An 18,232-nucleotide genomic window follows, 5' to 3' on the forward strand; every position below is an offset into this window, starting at 1 on the left:
AGTTTCGGGCACGGTGGGCGGCTGATCCGCTGATCCGCGTCGTCAGCGGCCCGCGCGCAGTCGCTCGAACGCCGTCGGTGTCGGGCGGTCGGGCAGGAACTCCTTGATACGCAGGGCGCATTCGCGCGGGGTGGCGAGGCTGGTGTCGCATTCGAGGTCGTAGATCCCGTGGGCGTGGACCTGTTTCAGCTGGCGCGCCGCGAGCCCGGCCGGCCGGTCGCCGCGTTCGCGCTCGCGGCGCTCCAGCTCCTCGGGCGGGCAGTGCACCCCGACGAGCACGACGTCCTCGGCGGCGAACAGCGACAGACAGTCGTCGAGTCGCCAACGGGCGCTCAGCACGTGGTCGACCACGATGTTGTTGCCGGCCGCGGCCATGCCGGCGACCGCTCGGTGGTAGCCCTGCCAGGTGCGGTGCAGGACGGTTCCCAGCTGGTCCGGCGGCACGGGCGCGCCCGACCGCATCGCGTGGAACGCGTCCACCGGCAGATGGAAGTACGGCTCGTCGAGCATCCGCAGCAGTTCCGCCGCGATGCTCGACTTGCCCGAACTCGACGTGCCGCGCAGGAAGATCACGAGGCCCTGGCGCGGAGGGACGCTGTCGAGGTGGTCCATGGGCGGATCCTAGGGGGGAGCGGATCTCGGGAGAGGCACGGGTGCGCGATCATCGTGCGATGACGTACGCAGCCTCCTTCCGCCACCAGTTCTGGGCCGAGGGTTTCTACGAGTTGGCCATCGAGGTCGGTTCGACGGACGCCGCCGCGCTTCAAGCCGTCCTGGACGCGATGTGGACCGCGGCTCAGGTGGAGGGGTGTTACGGGCACGGGGACCGGGAGCCGGAGGAGCAGGAGGCCGTGCCGTGCACGGTCGCCGCGCTGGCGGAGTTCGGGTGGCTTCTGGGGCGGGTCCGGCTGCCCACCGGAGAACGGGTGGCGTTCGGGGTCACGGCGGTCCGGGGCGGCGACGACAGCAGTGACTGGCTGGACTTCGGTGTGCCGCTGTCAGCCTTGCGGCAGGCCGGCGTCGCCTTCGAGGAGGGGTCCTTCGAGCGGTCCGCCGCCGCGGATGACTGGCTGGCCGCCCTCGCGACGATCGCGTTTCGCGAGGCGCCGTTCAGCCTGGGGCTGGTCGGTTGGAACGTCTCCGGCCTGGCCGAAGCCTCGATGCTGAGCGGTGGGCTGCCGGAGAAGCGGGGCATGGGTTACCTGCTGCCCCGCGACGGCGTCCTGCACTACGGAGCCGTCAACGACTGAGCGCCGACGCCCCGGTCAGGCCGCCTCGATCACACTGCCGCGGATCGCGGCCGCCCACTCGACAACCAGCAGCTCGTACTCCTCGCGCTCCTGGGATGACAGCGAGCCGCCCGCCCGCAGCCACAACGCGCGGATCTGCTCGTTCACTTCGGCAGCAGACCGCACGGAACCAGAGGCCATGGAATCGGGGGACATGCCGACAAGCCTAGGGGCAAGCACTGACACTGCGCTACCGAACGGCTACGCACAACGTATGTGATTGGTCACGGAGTTCACTGGGCGAACATGTTGGTTTCCGCCCCGGGACGACGTGTCCCGGCTCTCCGTCAGCCCGCCGACTCCGCCGCGTGCGGGCTCAGCGCGCCCATCGACACGAGCACGATGATCACGATGCCGAGCGCGATGCGGTACCAGACGAACGGCATGAAGCTCTTGGTGGAGATGAACTTCATGAACCACGCGATGACCGCGTAACCGACCATGAACGCGATGATCGTCGCGAAGATCGTCGGCCCCCACTCCACATGGCCGCCCTCCAGCGCGTCCTTGGTCTCGAAGAGGCCGGACGCCAGCACCGCGGGGATGGCCAGGAGGAAGGAGTAACGGGCCGCGGCCTCGCGCTTGTACCCCATGAAGAGGCCGCCGCTGATGGTGGCGCCGGAACGGGAGACGCCCGGGATGAGGGCGCAGGCCTGGCAGAGACCGAAGATCAGGCCGTCCCGCACGCCCAGGTCCTCCAGGGACTTGCGCTGCGTCGGCGCCCGGTGCTTGCCGCCGCTCTCGTCGCGGGCGGCCATGCGGTCGGCGACGCCTATGACGATGCCGACGACGATGAGCATGGTCGCGGTGATCCGCAGATCGCGGAAGGGGCCCTCGATCTGGTCCTTGAGCGTGATGCCGAGCAGGCCGATCGGGATCGAGCCGACGATCACCAGCCAGCCCATCTGGGCGTCGTGGTCGCTGCGCAGCGCCTTGTTGGTCAGTGACCGGAACCAGGCCGAGATGATCCGGCCGATGTCCTTGCGGAAGTAGATCAGCACGGCGGCCTCGGTGCCGATCTGGGTGATCGCCGTGAAGGCCGCTCCCGGGTCCTCCCACTCCGCGAAGGCCGCGGTCAGTCGCAGATGCGCGCTGGAGGAGACGGGCAGGAACTCGGTGAGCCCCTGGACGAGTCCGAGGACGAGCGATTCAAACCAAGACATGGAGGTACGGAGTCCAAGCGCTGATCGTGGGAGGAGCGACGGGCACACCGAGCCGTCGGGTCACGGTGATCGCGGGTGCGGAGGGAAGCCTAGCGTCCGGTGGTGACGGGCCCGGCACAGGGGCTTCGTGGGGTACTGGTGACCAGGGTGTGAGAAGACCTCGCGAGCTGGGCTACGACCTGTTGACCGGTCATAGTGTCGCCGCTTAGGTTGCTGCGGAGAGAAAGCGCTTGCTGGCCGGGTGGCAGGCGTCGGCGCTGTCTGCCGTTCGTTCGAGGAGTGCTGATCACGCCCATGTCCCCCCTCACTCCCTTGGACGGTCGCCGTATCCGCGCGGCCGTCATCGGCACCGGCGCCATCGCGCGCGGCTCCCATCTGCCCGCGCTGGCCGCGCTCGCCGACGAGGGCCAGACCGAGGTGGTCGCCGCGGTGGACATCGACGCCGCCGCCGTCGAGGAGTTCTGCGCGACGGGCGGGGTCCCGCACGCCTACACCGACCTCGACCGCATGCTGCGCGAACAGCGGCCCGACCTGGTCACCATCTGCACGCCGCCCACCCTCCACCGCGACCAGAGCATCGCAGCGCTGCGCGCCGGGGCCTGGGTCTGGTGCGAGAAGCCGCCGGTGCCGACGCTGGCCGACTACGCCGCGGTCGAGGCGGAGGAGGGCGCCGAGAGCGGCCCCTACTCCTCCATCGTCTTCCAGCACCGTTTCGGTTCGGGCAGCCGGCATGTGCGCCGGCTGCTCGCCGAGGGGGCCCTCGGCCGGCCGCTGGTCGTCCACTGCCAGACCACCTGGTACCGCGACACCGCCTACTACTCAGTGCCCTGGCGGGGCCGCTGGGCGACCGAGGGCGGTGGTCCCGCCATGGGGCACGGCATCCACCAGATGGACCTCATGCTGGACCTGCTGGGCCCGTGGAGCGAGGTCCGCGCCATGGCCGGGCGGCTGGTGCACGACGTGGAGACCGAGGACGTCTCCACCGCCCTGGTCCGCTTCGAGAGCGGCGCCATGGCGACGATCGTGAACAGCGTCCTGAGCCCCGACGAGGTCAGCCGCATCCGTATCGACTGCGAGCGCGCGACCGTCGAACTCACCCATCTGTACGGCCACTCCAACGCGAACTGGCACATCACCCCGGCCGCCGACGTGTCCGGCGACGAGGCCGACGCCTGGCGGGACTTCGGCGCGGACGTGCCCAGCTCGCACCTGGAGCAGCTGCGCGAGCTCGTCGCGAGCATGCGGGCCGGCGAACGTCCGCGCGGCAGCGGCGCCGACGGGCGCACCAGCCTCGAACTGGTCGCCGCGCTCTACAAGTCGGCGTTCACGGACGTCACCGTGAAGGCGGGCGAGATCGGCCCGGGCGACCCGTTCCACACGGCCATGCACGGCGACGCCCCCGGCTGGGCACCGGCCGCGGAGGCGGCCGTATCCGCCGTATCCTCCGAAAACGTCGCGTCCGGTGAGGAGGTACCCGCATGAGCGCACTGCGCATCGCCCACGCGCACGGCGACCGCGTCACCGTGACCGACCCGGTCACCGGCGTCGAGCTGCTCGCGTACGTGTACCGGCCGGAGGCGGCGTGGGAGGCCCCCAAGCCGTACATCCACCCGCTGCGGACCCTGGCCGGCGACGTCGTCACCGACTACCGGCCCAACGACCACCGCTGGCACAAGGGCCTGTCCCTGACCGCCTCGCACGTGTCGGGTGCCAACCTGTGGGGCGGCAACTCCTATGTGCACGGCGAGGGATACCTCGAACTCCCCGAGCGCGTCGGCTCCATGGCCCACGTCGCCTTCGACGAGGTCGCCGCGCACGACGACCGGGCCGTCATCGCCGAGCGCCTCACCTGGCACCCGTACAGCGGCGAGCTGTGGGCCGACGAGGATCGCCGGATCGAGATCCACGACGTCGACCAGGAGTCCCGCTCCTGGGCGCTGACCTGGACGAGCGCCATCACCAACCGGCGCGACGAGCCGCTGCGCCTCGGCAGCCCGACCACCGCCGGACGCGAACTCGCCGGGTACACCGGCCTGTTCTGGCGCGGCCCGCGCGCCTTCCGCGACGGCCGGATCACCGCCCCGGACGCCGAGGGCCCGGACCTGCTCGGCGCCCAGGCGCCCTGGCTGGCCTTCTCCGGCGAGCACGACGGCACGGACGGCCACGCCACCCTCGTCTTCGAGCACGCCCCGGAGAACGACCACCTCGGCACCCGGGGCGCCCACCCGGCCCACTGGTTCGTGCGCAACGACCCGTTCGCGGGCGTCGCTCCCTCCTGGGCCTTCTACGACGAGCTCGAACTCGCCCCGGGCGCCACCCTCACCCGCCGCTACCGCGTCGTCGTCGCCGACGGCGCCTGGCAGCGGGAGGAGATCGCCAAGTACCTGGACACCCACCCGTGGTGACCCCGTACGCGGGGCTCCCCGGCGGGGTCGCCGTCTCGCACCTGTGCGTGTACGACTGGCCCGCCGCCGACGGTCTGCACGGCGGAACTCCCCATATGCACCTGACCTGTTCGGAGGCGTACGTCGTCACCGGCGGCCGGGGTGCCGTGCAGACGCTCACGACGGCCGGGTACGAGGTCACGCCCCTCGTACCCGGCACGGTCGCCCGGTTCACGCCGGGCACCGTCCATCGGCTGGTCAACGAGGGCGGGCTGCGGATCACCGTCCTCATGCAGAACAGCGGACTGCCGGAGGCGGGGGACGCGGTGCTGACCCTGCCGCCGGAGTATCTGACCGACCCGGAGACGTACGCCGCCGCGACCACGATCCCGGCGGACGCGCCCGAGGCGGAACGGGAGCGGATCGCCCGGGCCCGGCGCGACCTCGCCCTGGAGGGATACCGGCTGCTGCGGGAGGCTCCCCAAGGGCTGGCCGACTTCCATCGGGCCGCCGCCGCACTCGTCCGGCCCCGGCTCGCCGAGTGGCGGGAACGCTGGAAGAACGGTGCGGCCGCTGCCGCCGCGGCCACGGGGGAGCAGCTGGACCGTCTCGAACGGGGCGACCTCTCCCATCTCGCCGACGCGGTCGTGCGGGCGGAACAGCCGTTGGAGCACGGGAAGTTCGGGATGTGCGGGCGACTGGACGTCTACCAGGGCGACTGACCCGGGCCGCGGGCCGTCTTCGAGAACGGCCGAGCCGGGCTCCGGGCCGTCGCGACACCGGCGGCCCCCTCGCCTAGCCTGGAGGCATGGCCACGGTGCAGGTGGGTGGCGTCGAGGTCGCCTACGACCGCGTCGGCCAGGGACCACCGCTGGTCCTTGTCCACGGCGCGGGATACAACGCCCGGATGTGGCGGCCGCAGCTCTTCACGCTGGCCGACGAGTTCACGGTCGTGGCGTGGGACGAGCCGGGTGCCGGGCGCTCCTCCGACCTGCCGCCCGGCTTCACCCTCGCGGACTACGCCCACTGCCTCGCCGCCGTCATCGAGGACGTGGGGCTCGGTCCGGCCCGTGTCGTCGGCCTCTCCTGGGGCGGGACGGTCGCGCTGGAGCTGTACCGCCACCATCCCGAGCTGGTCTCGGCCCTGCTGCTGGTCGACACCTACGCCGGGTGGAAGGGTTCCCTGCCGCCCGAGGAGGTGGCGGCCCGGGCCGAGGGCGCGCGGCGGATGCTCGCGGCGCCGCGCGAGGAGTTCGATCCGACGCTGCCGGGTCTGTTCGCCGGGGAGCCGCCCGCCGAGTTCGTGCCGCTGCTCGACGCGATGGCGCGGGACGTGCGCCCGGAGACCCTGGGGGCGCAGCTGCTCATGATGGCCGAGGCGGACGAGCGTGACGTGTTGCCCCGGATCGCCGTGCCGACCCTGCTGGTGTGGGGCGAGCTGGACGCACGGTCACCGCTGGACGTCGCCCGCGCCTTCGAGGAGGCGATTCCGGACGCCGAGCTGGTGCTGCTTCCCGGCGCCGGACATGTCAGCAACCTGGAGGCGCCGGAGCGCTTCAACCAGGCCGTCCGCGCGTTCTGCCGGGCACACCGCTGAGCCGGGGCGTCGCTACGCCGCCGTCGGCCCCGTCACGGTCCACCCGGGGACCTGCGGGTGGGCGCTCAGGTCCTCGTGGCGCACGTCCGCGCCGCAGGCCCGGCAGGTGACGACGGGGAGCAGCTCGTTGCCGCAGGAGTGCTCGACGACCATGGGCCGGTCGTCGTCCTGGTGCAGATGCCGGTCGCCCCAGGCCATGAGGGTCATGAGGACCGGCTCCAGCTCCAGGCCCGCCCGTGTCGGCCGGTACTCGAAGCGCTGCGGACGCTCGCTGTAGGCGCGCTTCGTCAGGATCCCGGCCTCGACGAGCCGGCGCAGCCGCGTGGCGAGGATGTCGCGCGGGGCGCCGATGTTGCGCACCAGCTGGTCGAAGCGGCCGTTGCCGAGGCAGACCTCGCGCAGGACGAGCAGGGAGTACTTCTCGCCGACGAGCGCCAGGGTGTCGGCGATGGAACAGGGGCGCGGGTGTTTGGGGGCGGCCATGGGGCCGATTCTAGGGGGCTTCCAGGAGTGGGTTTGATTTTCCAACTCACAGGGCTATGGTGAGTTCGGATTTCCTACTGACCGGTAATGCCCGTGTTCCAGGCTGGAGGCCCCATCCATGCGTGACGCAGTGATCGTCGAAGCCGTACGCACCCCCATAGGCAAGGGCAAGCCGAACGGCTCCCTCGCGCACGTCCATCCCGTGGAGCTCCTCGCCCACACCCTGCGCACCCTCGTCGAGCGCTCCGGCGTCGATCCGGCACTGATCGACGACGTCATCGGCGGCACCGTCGACCAGGTCGGCGAGCAGGCCATGAACACCACCCGCTACGCCGCCTTGTCGGCGGGCTTCCCGGAGACGGTGCCGGCGACCACCGTGGACCGCCAGTGCGGCTCCTCCCAGCAGGCCGTGCACTTCGCGGCGCAGGGCGTCATCGCGGGCGCGTACGACCTCGTCGTGGCCTGTGGTGTGGAGTCGATGAGCCGGGTGCCGATGTGGTCCAACGTTCCGCCCGGCAAGGACCCGTTCGGCCCGGGTGTCGCCGAGCGCTACCCCGAGGGGCTGGTCCCGCAGGGCATCAGCGCCGAGCTCATCGCGGCCAAGTGGTCGATCACCCGGGACCGGATGGACGCCTTCGCGGTGTCCTCGCACCACAAGGCGGCCGAGGCGTGGACCGCGGGTCTCTTCGACGCGGAGGTGGCTCCGCTGGACGGGGTGGGGCGGGACGAGTGCGTGCGGCCGTCCAGTACCGCTGAGATCCTCGGCGGACTCAGGCCCGCGTACTACGACCCCGACTTCGCCGAGCGCTTCCCGCAGATCGACTGGAACGTCACGGCGGGCAACGCGAGCCCGATCAACGACGGGGCGTCGGCCGTGCTGATCACGTCCAGTGAGACGGCTGCCCGTCTGGGGCTGCGGCCGTTGGCGCGGCTGCACAGTTTCGCCGTGACCGGGTCGGATCCGCTGCTGATGCTGACGGGGGTCATCCCGGCCACGGAGAAGGTGCTGCGCAGGGCCTCACTGTCGCTCGCCGACATCGACCTGTTCGAGGTCAACGAGGCGTTCTCCAGTGTGGTGCTGGCCTGGCAGCAGGAGACGGGGGCGGACTTGGCCAAGGTCAACGTGCATGGGGGTGCCATCGCGATCGGGCATCCGTTGGGGGCGAGCGGTACGCGGCTGACGACGACGCTGGTCCATGCGATGCGGGAGCGGGGCGCTCGCTATGCGTTGCAGACCATGTGCGAGGCGGGGGGACTCGCCAACGCCATGGTGCTTGAGGCTGTTTGAGCGGCTGCGGGCGGGTGGGGGCTGGTCGCGCCCACGCGGCGGAGCCGCACATTGATACAGCCCCGCGCCCCTCAGGTTGCTCAGCGTGCCCGGAGATGGTGGCGCTTGCGCCAGGCCACCACTGCCCCGACCAATGCCGGTACGGCGATCGCCGCCATCGCGATCAGGAAGGCCGGGGACGTCGGCGTCGACGCACGCGCGCCTGCCACCACGTACGCCGCCGTGTTCGGGATCGAGCCGAGTGCCGTCGCCAGCAGGAAGGGGACGTAGCCCATGCGCGAGACGGCGGCGCAGTAGTTCGCGGCGGCGAAGGGCACCCCGGGGAACAGGCGCACCGCCAGCATCGAGCGGAAGCCGTGCCGGCTCAGCTGACCGTCGGCGGCCTTCAGCCAGCGGCCCCGCAGCAGCGGACGCAGGGCGTCCTGGCCGAGGATCCGGCCGAGGGCGAAGGAGATGCCGGCCCCGAGCACCGTGCCCCCGAGGGCGGCACCCAGCCCCAGCTGGGTGCCGAAGAGGGCGCCCGCTGCCAGGTTGAGCAGGGGGCGCGGTACGAAGGCCACCGTGCACAGGCCGTACGCCGCCGCGAAGACCAGGGCCGCCGCGGCTCCGCCGAGCTGCGGTGGCCAGCCGTCCGCCAGCAGCCGCTGTGGCTCGAAGAGGAGCACGGTCGCACCCGCGCCCACGAGCAGGGCCACGAGCAGGGACAGCCGTGACCAGGGCGAGAGCAGCACTCTGGAGCAGCGGGCGGCGAGACCGACCGGCAGGGGTGCGGTGAGCGCGAGCTCCGTGGCGGCGGCCGGGGGACGGGCCGTGGCGGTGCCCCCAGAGCGGGTGGTGGCATCGAGCATCCGGTGACACTAACCGACCGATGTGTGTGATCGCCGTATGGTTCGTCTCATGAGCGTCACAGGTGTGGGATCTCCCTCACTGCCGCGCAGTGCCCTCGCCGACACCGTGCTGGAGCGGCTCACGGCCACGTACGGCGCCGCGGCCGACCCCGCGCGGGCCGAGCCCATGCGCGCGTACATGAAGGACGTCGCCCCTTTCCTCGGCCTTGCCACCCCCGTCCGCCGGGCCCTGTCCCGCACCGTCATGGAGGGCGTGCCGCGCCCCGACGAGGCCGACTGCACGGCCATCGCGCTGCGCTGCTGGCGGCTGCCCGAGCGCGAGTACCAGTACTTCGCCGTCGACTGTCTGCGCCGCCACGCGCGCGTCCTCTCGTCCGGCTTCCTGCCGGTGGCCCGGCACCTGGTCTCCACCGTGCCCTGGTGGGACACCGTGGACCTGCTGGCCGCGCACGTCGTCGGCACCCTCGTCGCGGCCGACCCGGCGCTCAAGGCGGACATGGACGCCTGGATCGTGGACGACGACCTGTGGATCGCCCGCACCGCGCTGCTCCACCAGCTCCGCCACAAGGAACGCACCGACACCGCACGCCTCTTCACCTACTGCCTGCACCAGTCCGGACACCCCGACTTCTTCATCCGCAAGGCGATCGGCTGGGCACTGCGCGAGTACGCCAAGACCGACCCGGAGGCCGTACGGAGCTTCCTCGCGCGCGAGGAGGGCCGCTTCGCGCCGCTGTCGGTGCGGGAGGCACTGAAGAACATCGGGGCGTGAACCTCCCCGCCCCGAAAACGTGAACCCCCTGCCCTGAAAAATCGTTCGACGTCGGGCAAACCGTCGGCAATGATCGACACCATGTTCCGGCACGCCTTCGTCCTCGCAGCATCCGCGGTCGCGGATGCACCGAAGGCTGCCGTGCCCGTCTTCCTGACGGCCGTCGACGGCGCCCGAAGCTGACCCTCCCCGGATCGTCCGGCGGACCCCGCAGGGGGAGGGTCGGCGAGTCCTTGGGGTCCCCATCGCCACTTACGAGGCTTCGAGGTACAGCCATGCCCAAGACGGCATACGTGCGCACCAAACCGCATCTGAACATCGGCACCATGGGCCATGTCGACCACGGCAAGACCACCCTGACCGCCGCCATCACCAAGGTCCTCGCCGACCGCGGCGCCGGCACCTTCGTCCCGTTCGACCGCATCGACCGGGCCCCGGAGGAGGCGGCGCGCGGCATCACCATCAACATCGCGCACGTCGAGTACGAGACCGACACCCGGCACTACGCGCACGTGGACATGCCGGGCCACGCCGACTACGTCAAGAACATGGTCACCGGTGCCGCGCAGCTCGACGGGGCGATCCTCGTCGTCTCCGCGCTCGACGGGATCATGCCGCAGACCGCCGAACACGTGCTGCTCGCCCGGCAGGTGGGCGTCGACCACATCGTCGTCGCCCTCAACAAGGCCGACGCGGGCGACGAGGAGCTCATCGACCTCGTCGAGCTGGAGGTCCGCGACCTGCTCACCTCGCAGGGCTACGGCGGGGACGCGGTCCCGGTCGTACGGGTCTCCGGGCTCAGGGCGCTGGAGGGCGACCCGCGGTGGACGGCGTCCGTCGAGGCGCTGCTCGACGCGGTGGACACGTATGTGCCCATGCCGGAGCGGTACGTGGACGCGCCGTTCCTGCTGCCCGTGGAGAACGTGCTCACCATCACCGGCCGGGGGACGGTGGTCACCGGTGCGGTCGAGCGGGGGACGGTGAAGGTGGGTGACCGGGTCGAAGTGCTGGGAGCCTCCGTGGACACCGTGGTCACCGGCCTGGAGACCTTCGGCAAGCCCATGGAGGAGGCGCAGGCCGGGGACAACGTGGCGCTGCTGCTGCGGGGCGTCCCGCGGGACGCGGTGCGGCGGGGGCATGTGGTCGCGGCGCCGGGCTCCGTCGAGCCGCGACGGCGGTTCACGGCCCAGGTGTATGTGCTGTCCTCGCGTGAGGGCGGGCGTACGACGCCGGTCGCGACGGGGTATCGGCCGCAGTTCTACATCCGGACCGCGGATGTGGTGGGGGACGTCGACCTTGGTGAGGTGGCGGTCGCTCGGCCCGGGGAGACGGTCACCATGACTGTTGAGCTCGGGAGGGATGTACCTCTGGAGCCCGGGCTCGGGTTCGCCATTCGTGAGGGTGGTCGGACTGTTGGTGCGGGGACGGTGACAGCCGTTGTGTGAGGGTGGCTGAGGTGTGTGGGGGACTGCGGGCCGTATGTGGCTGGTCGCGCAGTTCCCCGCGCCCCCAGGCCAAGAAGGCCCAGGCACAATGGACAGGTGACCGAAGCCATCCCCGTCGCCCGTGTCGTCGATCACGGGTTCGCCAAGCTCATGCCTGACGTCGACCGCGAACGGGCCTGGCTGCTCACCGTCGACGGGGCACCTCAGTCGTACGTCGATCTGGACGAGCCGACGCACCTCGAGTTCGAGTACGCGCGTCGGCTCGGCCATGTCCTGGACATCCTGGCCGAGCCCGGACAGCCGCTGGACGTGCTGCATCTCGGTGGAGGTGCGCTGACCCTGCCCCGGTACGTCGCCGCCACCCGGCCGGGCTCCCGGCAGGACGTCGTCGAGGCCGACCGGGGCCTGCTGGAGCTGGTCGTGGAGCAGCTGCCGCTACCCGACGGCGCCGGCATGTCGCTGCACGCCGCCGATGCGCGTACGTGGCTGGAGGGGGCGCCCGCCGACTCCGCGGACGTGCTCGTGGCCGATGTCTTCGGGGGCTCGCGGGTGCCGGCGCATCTGACGTCCGCGGGGTATGTGCGCGAGGCGGGGCGGGTGCTGCGGGACGGGGGCGTCTATCTGGCCAACCTCGCCGATGCCGCGCCGTTCGCGTTTCTGCGGTCCCAACTGGCCACGCTGGGGACCGTGTTCACGGAGCTCGCGCTGATCGCCGAGCCGGGTGTGCTGCGGGGGCGGCGGTTCGGGAACGCCGTGGTCGTCGCCGCCCGGCGTCCCCTCGACACCGCCGCACTGGCCCGGCTCATGGCCGCGGACGCCTTTCCGGCCCGGGTCGAGCACGGGGACGCCCTGCGCACGTTCACGGGCGCTGCGCGGCCGGTGCGGGACGAGGACGCGGTCCCGTCACCCGAGCCCCCGGACGGGGCGTTCGGTATCGGCTGAGTCCGTCCCGACGGACTGTGCCGGTGCCTCGGCGGCCCGTCCGCCACCGCGTCGCCGATCAGCGGGCCCTGGCTGCCGAGGCGGGTGACGAACGCGGCGGAGGTGGCCGGCGTGCAGGTGCGCCCGGCCCCGTCGGGTCCGCGGCGAAAGAACTGGTCACGCCACGGCGTCAGCCGGTGGGCTCGCCGTGCAGGCGGACCGTGCCGAGGATCTTCATGATGGTGGAGTCCGGGAGCTCGTCCTTGACGCCCGTGGCGCCGTACAGACTGAACGCCACATAGTCGCCCGCGGAGTTCTTGAACCCGAACGTGACCGCCTTGCCGTCGGTCGCGCACTTGCCCTTGCGGGGCGTGTTCTTGGACCGGGCCCAGGCGACGCTGCCCTCGACGCCCGAGGTCGTCGTGAACTTCTCCGCCTTCTCGTCGAAGGTGATGCTCTTCTTGTCCGGCTGCGTGTAGCCGCCGTACACCCACCACGGGACCTGGTTGACCGCGACCTCGTCGGTGTCCTTGGCGCCGTTCGCGCCCTTGGTGCCCGCGGTGGCCAGGGCGGTGTCCTCGGTGTCACCGTTCTTGTCGTCGTCGGACGTGCACCACGACTCCTTGAGGTAGGCCGGGGCGGACATCGTGATGATGGGCTTGTCGCCGGCCTTGGCGTCGTCCTTCTCGAAGCCGATGAGCATGCCCGGCGTCTCGACCTTCCAGTCGGCCGGTACGTCGAAGGCGGTGCCCCACTTGGGGTTGATCACGACCTTCCAGCCGGGGATCGTCGCCTTCTCCGCCTCGCCGCCGCGCGGATTGTCGTCCGAGCCGGAGGCGGAGGCGCTGGGGTCGGTGTCCGTGGACTTCGAAGGGGCCGACGTACCGCCCTTGTCCTTGCCCGAGCCGCCGTCGGCCTCGTCGTCCTTGTCGCCGCCGAGAACCAGGAAACCGGTGACACCGGCGGCCACGACGACCGCGAGGGCCGCCACGATCGCGGTCACCTTCGTCCGGTTGCCCCCGCCGTTGCCCCCGCCCTGGGCCGGCTGCGGCACCCCGGGCGCGTCCCACTGCGTGGGCGGCTGCTGCTGGGCATAGGGGTTCGGCTGCGGGTACCCGCCCTGTTGCGGGCCGGTCTGCTGGTAGCCCGGCTGCTGGTACGGATTGGGTTGCTGGTACCCCGGCTGCTGGTACGGGTTGTTCGGGTCCTGCGGGTTCTGCTCGCCCCCGGGCGGCTGCTGTCCTGGCCACATGGGAGGCCACCTTAGTGGCGTCCGTGCATCGGTTCGGTCACCGCCCCTTGTCAGGGACGTAGCAAGTGGAACGGGACCTCTCAGGATTCCGTCGGCGCGAACACGCGCACCGTGCTCAGCACCTTCTCGACCGTGGTCTGCGGAACCTCGCCCTCCACGCCCTGGGCGCCGACGAACGACCAGGAGGCGAAGTCGCCCGCGGAGTTCGTGAACGCGAAGGTCGTCGCCTTGCCGTCGGAGTCGCACTTGCCCTGCCGTACCGCTCCGGAGGACCGCGAGGTGGCCACGCTGCCGGTCAGACCCGACGCGGTGGTGAAGGAGGTGACCGGGCCGGTGGTGACCTTCTTCCTGTCCGGCTGGGTGTACAGGCCGTAGACCCAGGCCGCCGAGTCCGCGCGGGCGATCTCCTCGGTGCTCTTCGCCCCGTTGTTCCCGCGCGAGCCCGCGCTGGCCAGCGCGGTGTCCTCCGTACGACCGTCCTTGTCGTCGTCCGACGTGCACCACTGCTTCTTCAGCACGGCGGGCGCCTTCATGGCGACGAGCGGCGTGTCCTCGGGATCGTCGTCCTCCGCGACGTACGACACCCAGTCGGGGGACTCCAGCGCCCAGTTGGCCGGTACGTCGAACGCGACCCCCAGCCCCGGATTGACCACGACCTTCCAGCCGGCCACCGTCGGCTGCTGTCCGTCCGTGCCCCGCGGGTCGGCGGACGACGAAGGGGAGGCAGTGGCCGAGGTCGAGGTGGGCGTCGGGTCCGGTGCCGCCCCGTCGTCGCTGCCGCCGCCGAGGAGCACGGCCCCGGTCACCGTCGCGGCGACCACGACGGCCGCGGCCATGCCGATTGCGACGGTTCTCGTACGACGGTCCCGGCCGCTCTGCGGGGGCGGCTGCGTGGCGGCCGTGTACGGGTTGGGCTGCTGGTATCCGGGCTGCCGATAGGGGTTCGCGTGCTGCTGCGGATCCGTGCCGTCCCCCGGCGAGCTCTCTCCTGGCCACATGGGGCGCAAGGATACGACGATCATCACACCGCTCTGGTCAGCAAACGCTACTCGTGGGTAACATGCCTGGCATGAGCGCAGACCAGATGTCCATCGGCGAGATGCTTGCCGCCACCGTGCCCATGGCCCGGACGCTGAACCTCGAGTTCCAGGAGACCTCGCCGGAGAAGGCCGTGGTCGGCCTGCCGGACCAGGGTGAGTTCCACAACCACGTGGGCGGGCCGCACGCCGGGGCGATGTTCACGCTCGGCGAGTCCGCCAGCGGCGCCATCGTGCTCGCCGCGTTCGGAGACCAGCTCGCGCGCGCCGTGCCGCTCGCCGTCAGCGCCGAGATCGCCTACAAGAAGCTGGCGATGGGTGCCGTGACGGCCACCGCGACCCTCGGGCGTCCCGCCGCCGACGTCGTCGCCGAGCTGGACGCGGGCAAGCGGCCCGAATTCCCCGTGTCGATCGAGATCCGCCGCGGCGACGGAGCGGTGACCGGTGAGATGACCGTCCTGTGGACGCTGCGTCCCAACAGCTGAGCAAGGGGTCGGTCACGCCGCGGGACGGCGCCGACCGACCGCCCCGTTCGCCTCGGCCGTCGCCACGAACTCCCTGAGCCAGGCCAGGAATTCGGGGCCCAGGTCGGGGCGGTCGCACGCCAGCCGGACCACCGTGCGCAGGTAGTCGGCCTTGTCGCCGGTGTCGTAGCGCAGTCCGTCGAAGACGACCCCGTGCACCGTGCCGTCCGCGGCGAGTTCCTGGAGGGCGTCGGTCAGCTGGATCTCGCCGCCGCGGCCGGGCGGGGTGCGCTCCAGGGTGTCGAAGACCGCCGGATCGAGGACATAGCGCCCGATGACCGCGTAGGTGCTCGGCGCGTCCTGCCGTGAGGGCTTCTCCATCAGGCCGGTGACCCGGACGACGCCGTCCTCGTCGGTGGGTTCGACGGCCGCGCAGCCGTAGAGGTGGATCTGCTCCGGAGGAACCTCCATCAGGGCGACGACCGTGCCGTCGTGGCGGTCCCGGACGTCGAGCATCCGGCTGAGCAGGGTCTCGCGCGGGTCGATGAGGTCGTCGCCGAGGAGTACGGCGAAGGGCTGGTCGCCGACGTGCCGGCGGGCGCACAGCACCGCGTGGCCGAGGCCGAGAGGCTCGCCCTGCCGGATGTGATGGATGTTCGCGAGGCGCGCGGGGTCGCGCACGGCGTCCAGACGGACCGTGTCGCCCTTGGCGGTGAGCGCCTGCTCCAGCTCGAAGGCGTGGTCGAAGTGGTCCTCGATGGCCCGCTTGTGGCGGCCGGTGATCATCAGTACGTCGTCGAGACCGGCGGCGGCCGCCTCCTCGACGACGTACTGGATGGCCGGCTTGTCGACGACCGGCAGCATCTCCTTCGGCGTCGCCTTGGTGGCGGGCAGGAACCGGGTGCCGAGCCCGGCGGCCGGCACGACCGCCTTGTGCACGGTGCGGGCGGCGGGGGCGGGGGAGTGGGGGGCGATCATGCGGCTCATGCTGGCCGACTGGAATGAGAGCACCCCGGGAGAAGCCTGGGAGCGGCCTGTGGGTCCGGGCGGGGTCGCGTGTACGTCTGGCGCGGACCGTGCCGAGGTTGGAGATTTCGTGTGCCAACCGTCTTTGCCCGCACACAACTTGACGTCCGGCCGGTCGCGATTTCGAATGCGGGTGCGGATACCGTCGGTAACTTATCTGAATTCACAGCGTTTTGAACTTCGGTCACTCGAACTTCTTGTTTCTTGTGATTCGTATGTGCGAAAGTGAGCGCCCCCTGGTGACCGCTCAGTAGCTGACGCGGCATAGGTATGCACCAATCACGCACCTGCTTTTCCGACGTATGCGTTTTCCCCGCGCGTCCGCGGCTCGGAAGGAAATGGTTCAGTGCAATCCCCGTACCCCCCACGACCCCCCTACCCACCACGTCCGGGAGCGAGCCCCGGGGAGTCCGACCGTCAACTCGTCGCCCAACTGGGCGGCGCCGAGGGCGGTTCCCGTGCGACCGCCCTGCTGCTGGCCCGACACTGGCGGGCGACTCATGACTACGCGGTCATCTGTCTGGCCTCCTCGTCCGGTTCGGCCGAGCTGGTGGCCGCCGCCGCGTTCCATCGGGTGTTCGGCCGCGCGAACGGCGGTGCCGTACGTCCCCAACTCCTGGCCGCCGTAAGGGAGACGGTGAAGGAGTGGGCCGCCGAGGACCGTATTTCCGCCGCGCTGCCGGAACTGGGCAAACCGACCGGAGGGCGTGGACTGCGTGCGGCGCGCGGTGTCACACCCGAAAGGCGGCAGCTCGCCGAGCGCGCTTTCCTGGCCCTTCCCGGGGCCTCCCAATGCCTGTTGTGGCACATGGAGGTCGAGGCCGAACCCATATCCGTACCGGCCGGTCTGCTGGGCGTGGACGTGGGCCGCGCGGCGGACGCCCTGCAACAGGCCCGTGAGCAATTCCGGCAGGGCTGTGTCCGTGCTCACCGGGAACTCGCACCCTCCAAGGAATGCGGCTTCTACAACCGCCTCCTCGATGTCCCCATCCGTCGCGGCGGCCCCCTGCTGCCGGACGTCCAGCGGCATCTGACGGAGTGCCGTTTCTGCCGGCACGCCGCCGAGCAGCTCAGCCATTTCGAGGGCGGCCTGGACGTCCTGCTCGCCGAGACCGTGCTCGGTTGGGGTGCCCGGCGCTATCTCGACTCCCGCCCCGGCCGCGGTGGCACCCGGCAGACACCGGACGCCCGTCCGCGCGGCGGCCGGCACCGCCCCGCTCCGGCCCGTCGCCTCGCCGCGCCACGGCGGAACGCGAAGGCCGTCGCCGTGGTCGGCCTGACGTCCCTGGCCCTGCTCGCGACCGTGCTCGTCGCCCGTGGCTGGTCCGGTGACAACGGTCTCCCCGACCCGGGCGCCACCTGGGGTGCCCCCAGCGGCAACCGCACCACCCCCTCGGTGCGGCCGACCCCCGTCGGTTCCCCGTCGGCCGCCTCCGCGACCGACCCGGTGGAGGTCGGACAGGGCAGACTCCGCAGCGCCGCCGAGGACCTCTGCCTCGACCTGCACGGGGGCACGGCCGCCGACGGTGTCGCCGCGGTCCTCGCCGCCTGCTCGACGGCCCGGTCGCAGCAGTGGTCGTACGAGGGCGACGGCCTGCTGCGCAGCCTCGTCGACCCCGGGCTCTGCCTCGCCTCCGACCCCGACAAGCACGCGGTGGTCCTGGCCGGCTGCCTGGTCCACGCCGGAGAGGTGCAGTACGACCTCACGGTCGGCGGCGAGATCCTGCTCCGCTGGCACCGCGGGCTCGCCCTCGCGCCCGGCGAGGGCCGGGACGTCGTGGTCGCCGACCGGGACGGCGCCGAGGACCAGCGATGGGTGCTCGAAACGGGCGGCTCCGCGGCCACGGGGGAGCCGCGGAAGAAGGGCGGGCCGGAAGAGAAGGGCGAACCGGAGGAGGAGAAGAAGGGCGAGGGATCCCTCCCTGCCGTCCCTTCACCACGCCTCCCCGTCGAGCCCCCGAGCACGGCCCCGCCGCCCGGCGGCGATCCCGATCCCTACGAGACGCGCATGGCGCAGGTCGATCACCGGGAGGAACCGGAGGCCGAGGTGATCCCCCAGGTGCCGGTGGAGGTCCCGGCCGCGGTGTCCGAGAAGGCGGCGGCCGTCGTCACGTCCCTCGGATCCGTTCTTCGCTGAGCATGAGGGCCGCCCCAACGAGGGCGGCCCTTGTTCAATTCATTGACACGAGTCACCTGCCGTCATAGTTTTCCCGCCGCATCCCAGGCGTTTCTGACCCCGCGTCAAGTCCGTTTTGTCGCACAG

General features: G+C 71.4%; 19 protein-coding genes. 11 read left to right on the forward strand and 8 right to left on the reverse strand.

The window, feature by feature from the left end; translation table 11 throughout:
- Positions 1–42: 42 nt before the first annotated feature.
- Positions 43–612, reverse strand: a complete 570-nt coding sequence (locus ACIHIX_RS26675) for a chloramphenicol phosphotransferase CPT family protein (RefSeq protein ID WP_399960326.1) — start codon at positions 610–612, stop codon at positions 43–45.
- Between the two features lie 59 nt (positions 613–671).
- On the opposite strand from ACIHIX_RS26675, the gene ACIHIX_RS26680 reads away from it, so the two are divergent.
- The gene (locus tag ACIHIX_RS26680; protein WP_399960328.1) at positions 672–1,250 is read left to right on the forward strand and encodes a hypothetical protein; all 579 of its coding nucleotides are present in this window, start codon (positions 672–674) and stop codon (positions 1,248–1,250) included.
- 15 nt (positions 1,251–1,265) lie between these two features.
- Here ACIHIX_RS26680 and ACIHIX_RS26685 read toward each other — a convergent pair whose 3' ends face one another.
- Together ACIHIX_RS26685 and ACIHIX_RS26690 are read right to left on the reverse strand one after the other, a co-directional pair.
- Positions 1,266–1,445, reverse strand: a complete 180-nt coding sequence (locus ACIHIX_RS26685) for a hypothetical protein (protein WP_399960329.1) — start codon at positions 1,443–1,445, stop codon at positions 1,266–1,268.
- Positions 1,446–1,576: 131 nt separating this feature from the next.
- Positions 1,577–2,452 carry an undecaprenyl-diphosphate phosphatase gene (locus tag ACIHIX_RS26690; protein ID WP_399960331.1) on the reverse strand — a complete coding sequence of 292 codons (876 nt, stop codon included), beginning with the start codon at positions 2,450–2,452 and terminating at the stop codon, positions 1,577–1,579.
- 294 nt (positions 2,453–2,746) lie between these two features.
- Here ACIHIX_RS26690 and ACIHIX_RS26695 point away from each other — a divergent pair, with 294 nt between their 5' ends.
- The 4 genes from ACIHIX_RS26695 (at position 2,747) to ACIHIX_RS26710 (ending at position 6,433) form a co-directional block, all read left to right on the forward strand.
- On the forward strand, positions 2,747–3,934 hold the full coding sequence (locus ACIHIX_RS26695; RefSeq protein WP_399960333.1) for a Gfo/Idh/MocA family protein: 1,188 nt from the start codon (positions 2,747–2,749) through the stop codon (positions 3,932–3,934).
- Positions 3,931–4,857 (forward strand): PmoA family protein, encoded by a 927-nt coding sequence (locus ACIHIX_RS26700; RefSeq protein ID WP_399960335.1) that lies wholly within the window; start codon positions 3,931–3,933, stop codon positions 4,855–4,857. Before ACIHIX_RS26695 ends, ACIHIX_RS26700 begins: the two co-directional genes overlap by 4 nt.
- Positions 4,854–5,558, forward strand: coding sequence for a cupin domain-containing protein (locus ACIHIX_RS26705; RefSeq protein WP_399960337.1), 705 nt, complete (start codon positions 4,854–4,856; stop codon positions 5,556–5,558). Before ACIHIX_RS26700 ends, ACIHIX_RS26705 begins: the two co-directional genes overlap by 4 nt.
- Positions 5,559–5,644: 86 nt before the next feature.
- Complete coding sequence (locus tag ACIHIX_RS26710; protein WP_399960339.1) at positions 5,645–6,433, forward strand: alpha/beta fold hydrolase; 789 nt, start codon at positions 5,645–5,647, stop codon at positions 6,431–6,433.
- A 12-nt stretch (positions 6,434–6,445) separates the two neighbouring features.
- On the opposite strand, the gene ACIHIX_RS26715 is transcribed toward ACIHIX_RS26710, so the two are convergent.
- A complete protein-coding gene (locus tag ACIHIX_RS26715; protein ID WP_399960341.1) occupies positions 6,446–6,916 on the reverse strand; it encodes a winged helix-turn-helix transcriptional regulator in 471 nt (156 codons plus the stop codon).
- Between the two features lie 118 nt (positions 6,917–7,034).
- Between ACIHIX_RS26715 and ACIHIX_RS26720 the strand changes: the two genes are divergently transcribed.
- Entirely contained in the window at positions 7,035–8,204 is a 1,170-nt protein-coding gene (locus ACIHIX_RS26720; protein WP_399960343.1) for a thiolase family protein, read from the forward strand.
- Positions 8,205–8,284: 80 nt separating this feature from the next.
- Here the strand turns inward: ACIHIX_RS26720 and ACIHIX_RS26725 are convergent, their stop codons facing one another.
- Positions 8,285–9,052 carry a TVP38/TMEM64 family protein gene (locus tag ACIHIX_RS26725; RefSeq protein ID WP_399960345.1) on the reverse strand — a complete coding sequence of 256 codons (768 nt, stop codon included), beginning with the start codon at positions 9,050–9,052 and terminating at the stop codon, positions 8,285–8,287.
- Between the two features lie 49 nt (positions 9,053–9,101).
- On the opposite strand from ACIHIX_RS26725, the gene ACIHIX_RS26730 reads away from it, so the two are divergent.
- From ACIHIX_RS26730 to ACIHIX_RS26740, 3 genes are all read left to right on the forward strand, one after another.
- Positions 9,102–9,824 (forward strand): DNA alkylation repair protein, encoded by a 723-nt coding sequence (locus tag ACIHIX_RS26730; RefSeq protein WP_399960347.1) that lies wholly within the window; start codon positions 9,102–9,104, stop codon positions 9,822–9,824.
- A 275-nt stretch (positions 9,825–10,099) separates the two neighbouring features.
- Positions 10,100–11,269 carry an elongation factor Tu gene (gene tuf, locus ACIHIX_RS26735; protein WP_399960349.1) on the forward strand — a complete coding sequence of 390 codons (1,170 nt, stop codon included), beginning with the start codon at positions 10,100–10,102 and terminating at the stop codon, positions 11,267–11,269.
- A gap of 96 nt (positions 11,270–11,365) precedes the next feature.
- Complete coding sequence (locus ACIHIX_RS26740) at positions 11,366–12,211, forward strand: spermidine synthase (RefSeq protein ID WP_399960351.1); 846 nt, start codon at positions 11,366–11,368, stop codon at positions 12,209–12,211.
- Positions 12,212–12,380: 169 nt separating this feature from the next.
- On the opposite strand, the gene ACIHIX_RS26745 is transcribed toward ACIHIX_RS26740, so the two are convergent.
- Together ACIHIX_RS26745 and ACIHIX_RS26750 are read right to left on the reverse strand one after the other, a co-directional pair.
- Positions 12,381–13,442, reverse strand: coding sequence for a hypothetical protein (locus ACIHIX_RS26745; protein ID WP_399960353.1), 1,062 nt, complete (start codon positions 13,440–13,442; stop codon positions 12,381–12,383).
- 80 nt (positions 13,443–13,522) lie between these two features.
- Positions 13,523–14,440 carry a hypothetical protein gene (locus ACIHIX_RS26750; RefSeq protein WP_399960355.1) on the reverse strand — a complete coding sequence of 306 codons (918 nt, stop codon included), beginning with the start codon at positions 14,438–14,440 and terminating at the stop codon, positions 13,523–13,525.
- Positions 14,441–14,526: 86 nt separating this feature from the next.
- Here ACIHIX_RS26750 and ACIHIX_RS26755 point away from each other — a divergent pair, with 86 nt between their 5' ends.
- Positions 14,527–14,964: a DUF4442 domain-containing protein gene (locus ACIHIX_RS26755; RefSeq protein WP_399960839.1), complete on the forward strand. Its 438-nt coding sequence runs from the start codon at positions 14,527–14,529 to the stop codon at positions 14,962–14,964.
- 12 nt (positions 14,965–14,976) lie between these two features.
- On the opposite strand, the gene galU is transcribed toward ACIHIX_RS26755, so the two are convergent.
- Positions 14,977–15,921 (reverse strand): UTP--glucose-1-phosphate uridylyltransferase GalU, encoded by a 945-nt coding sequence (gene galU / locus ACIHIX_RS26760; protein WP_399960356.1) that lies wholly within the window; start codon positions 15,919–15,921, stop codon positions 14,977–14,979.
- Between the two features lie 394 nt (positions 15,922–16,315).
- Here galU and ACIHIX_RS26765 point away from each other — a divergent pair, with 394 nt between their 5' ends.
- Positions 16,316–18,106, forward strand: a complete 1,791-nt coding sequence (locus ACIHIX_RS26765; RefSeq protein ID WP_399960358.1) for an RICIN domain-containing protein — start codon at positions 16,316–16,318, stop codon at positions 18,104–18,106.
- Positions 18,107–18,232: the final 126 nt, after the last annotated feature.

It is taken from the genome of Streptomyces sp. NPDC051913 (assembly GCF_044593635.1).
Classification (GTDB): Bacteria; Actinomycetota; Actinomycetes; order Streptomycetales; family Streptomycetaceae; genus Streptomyces.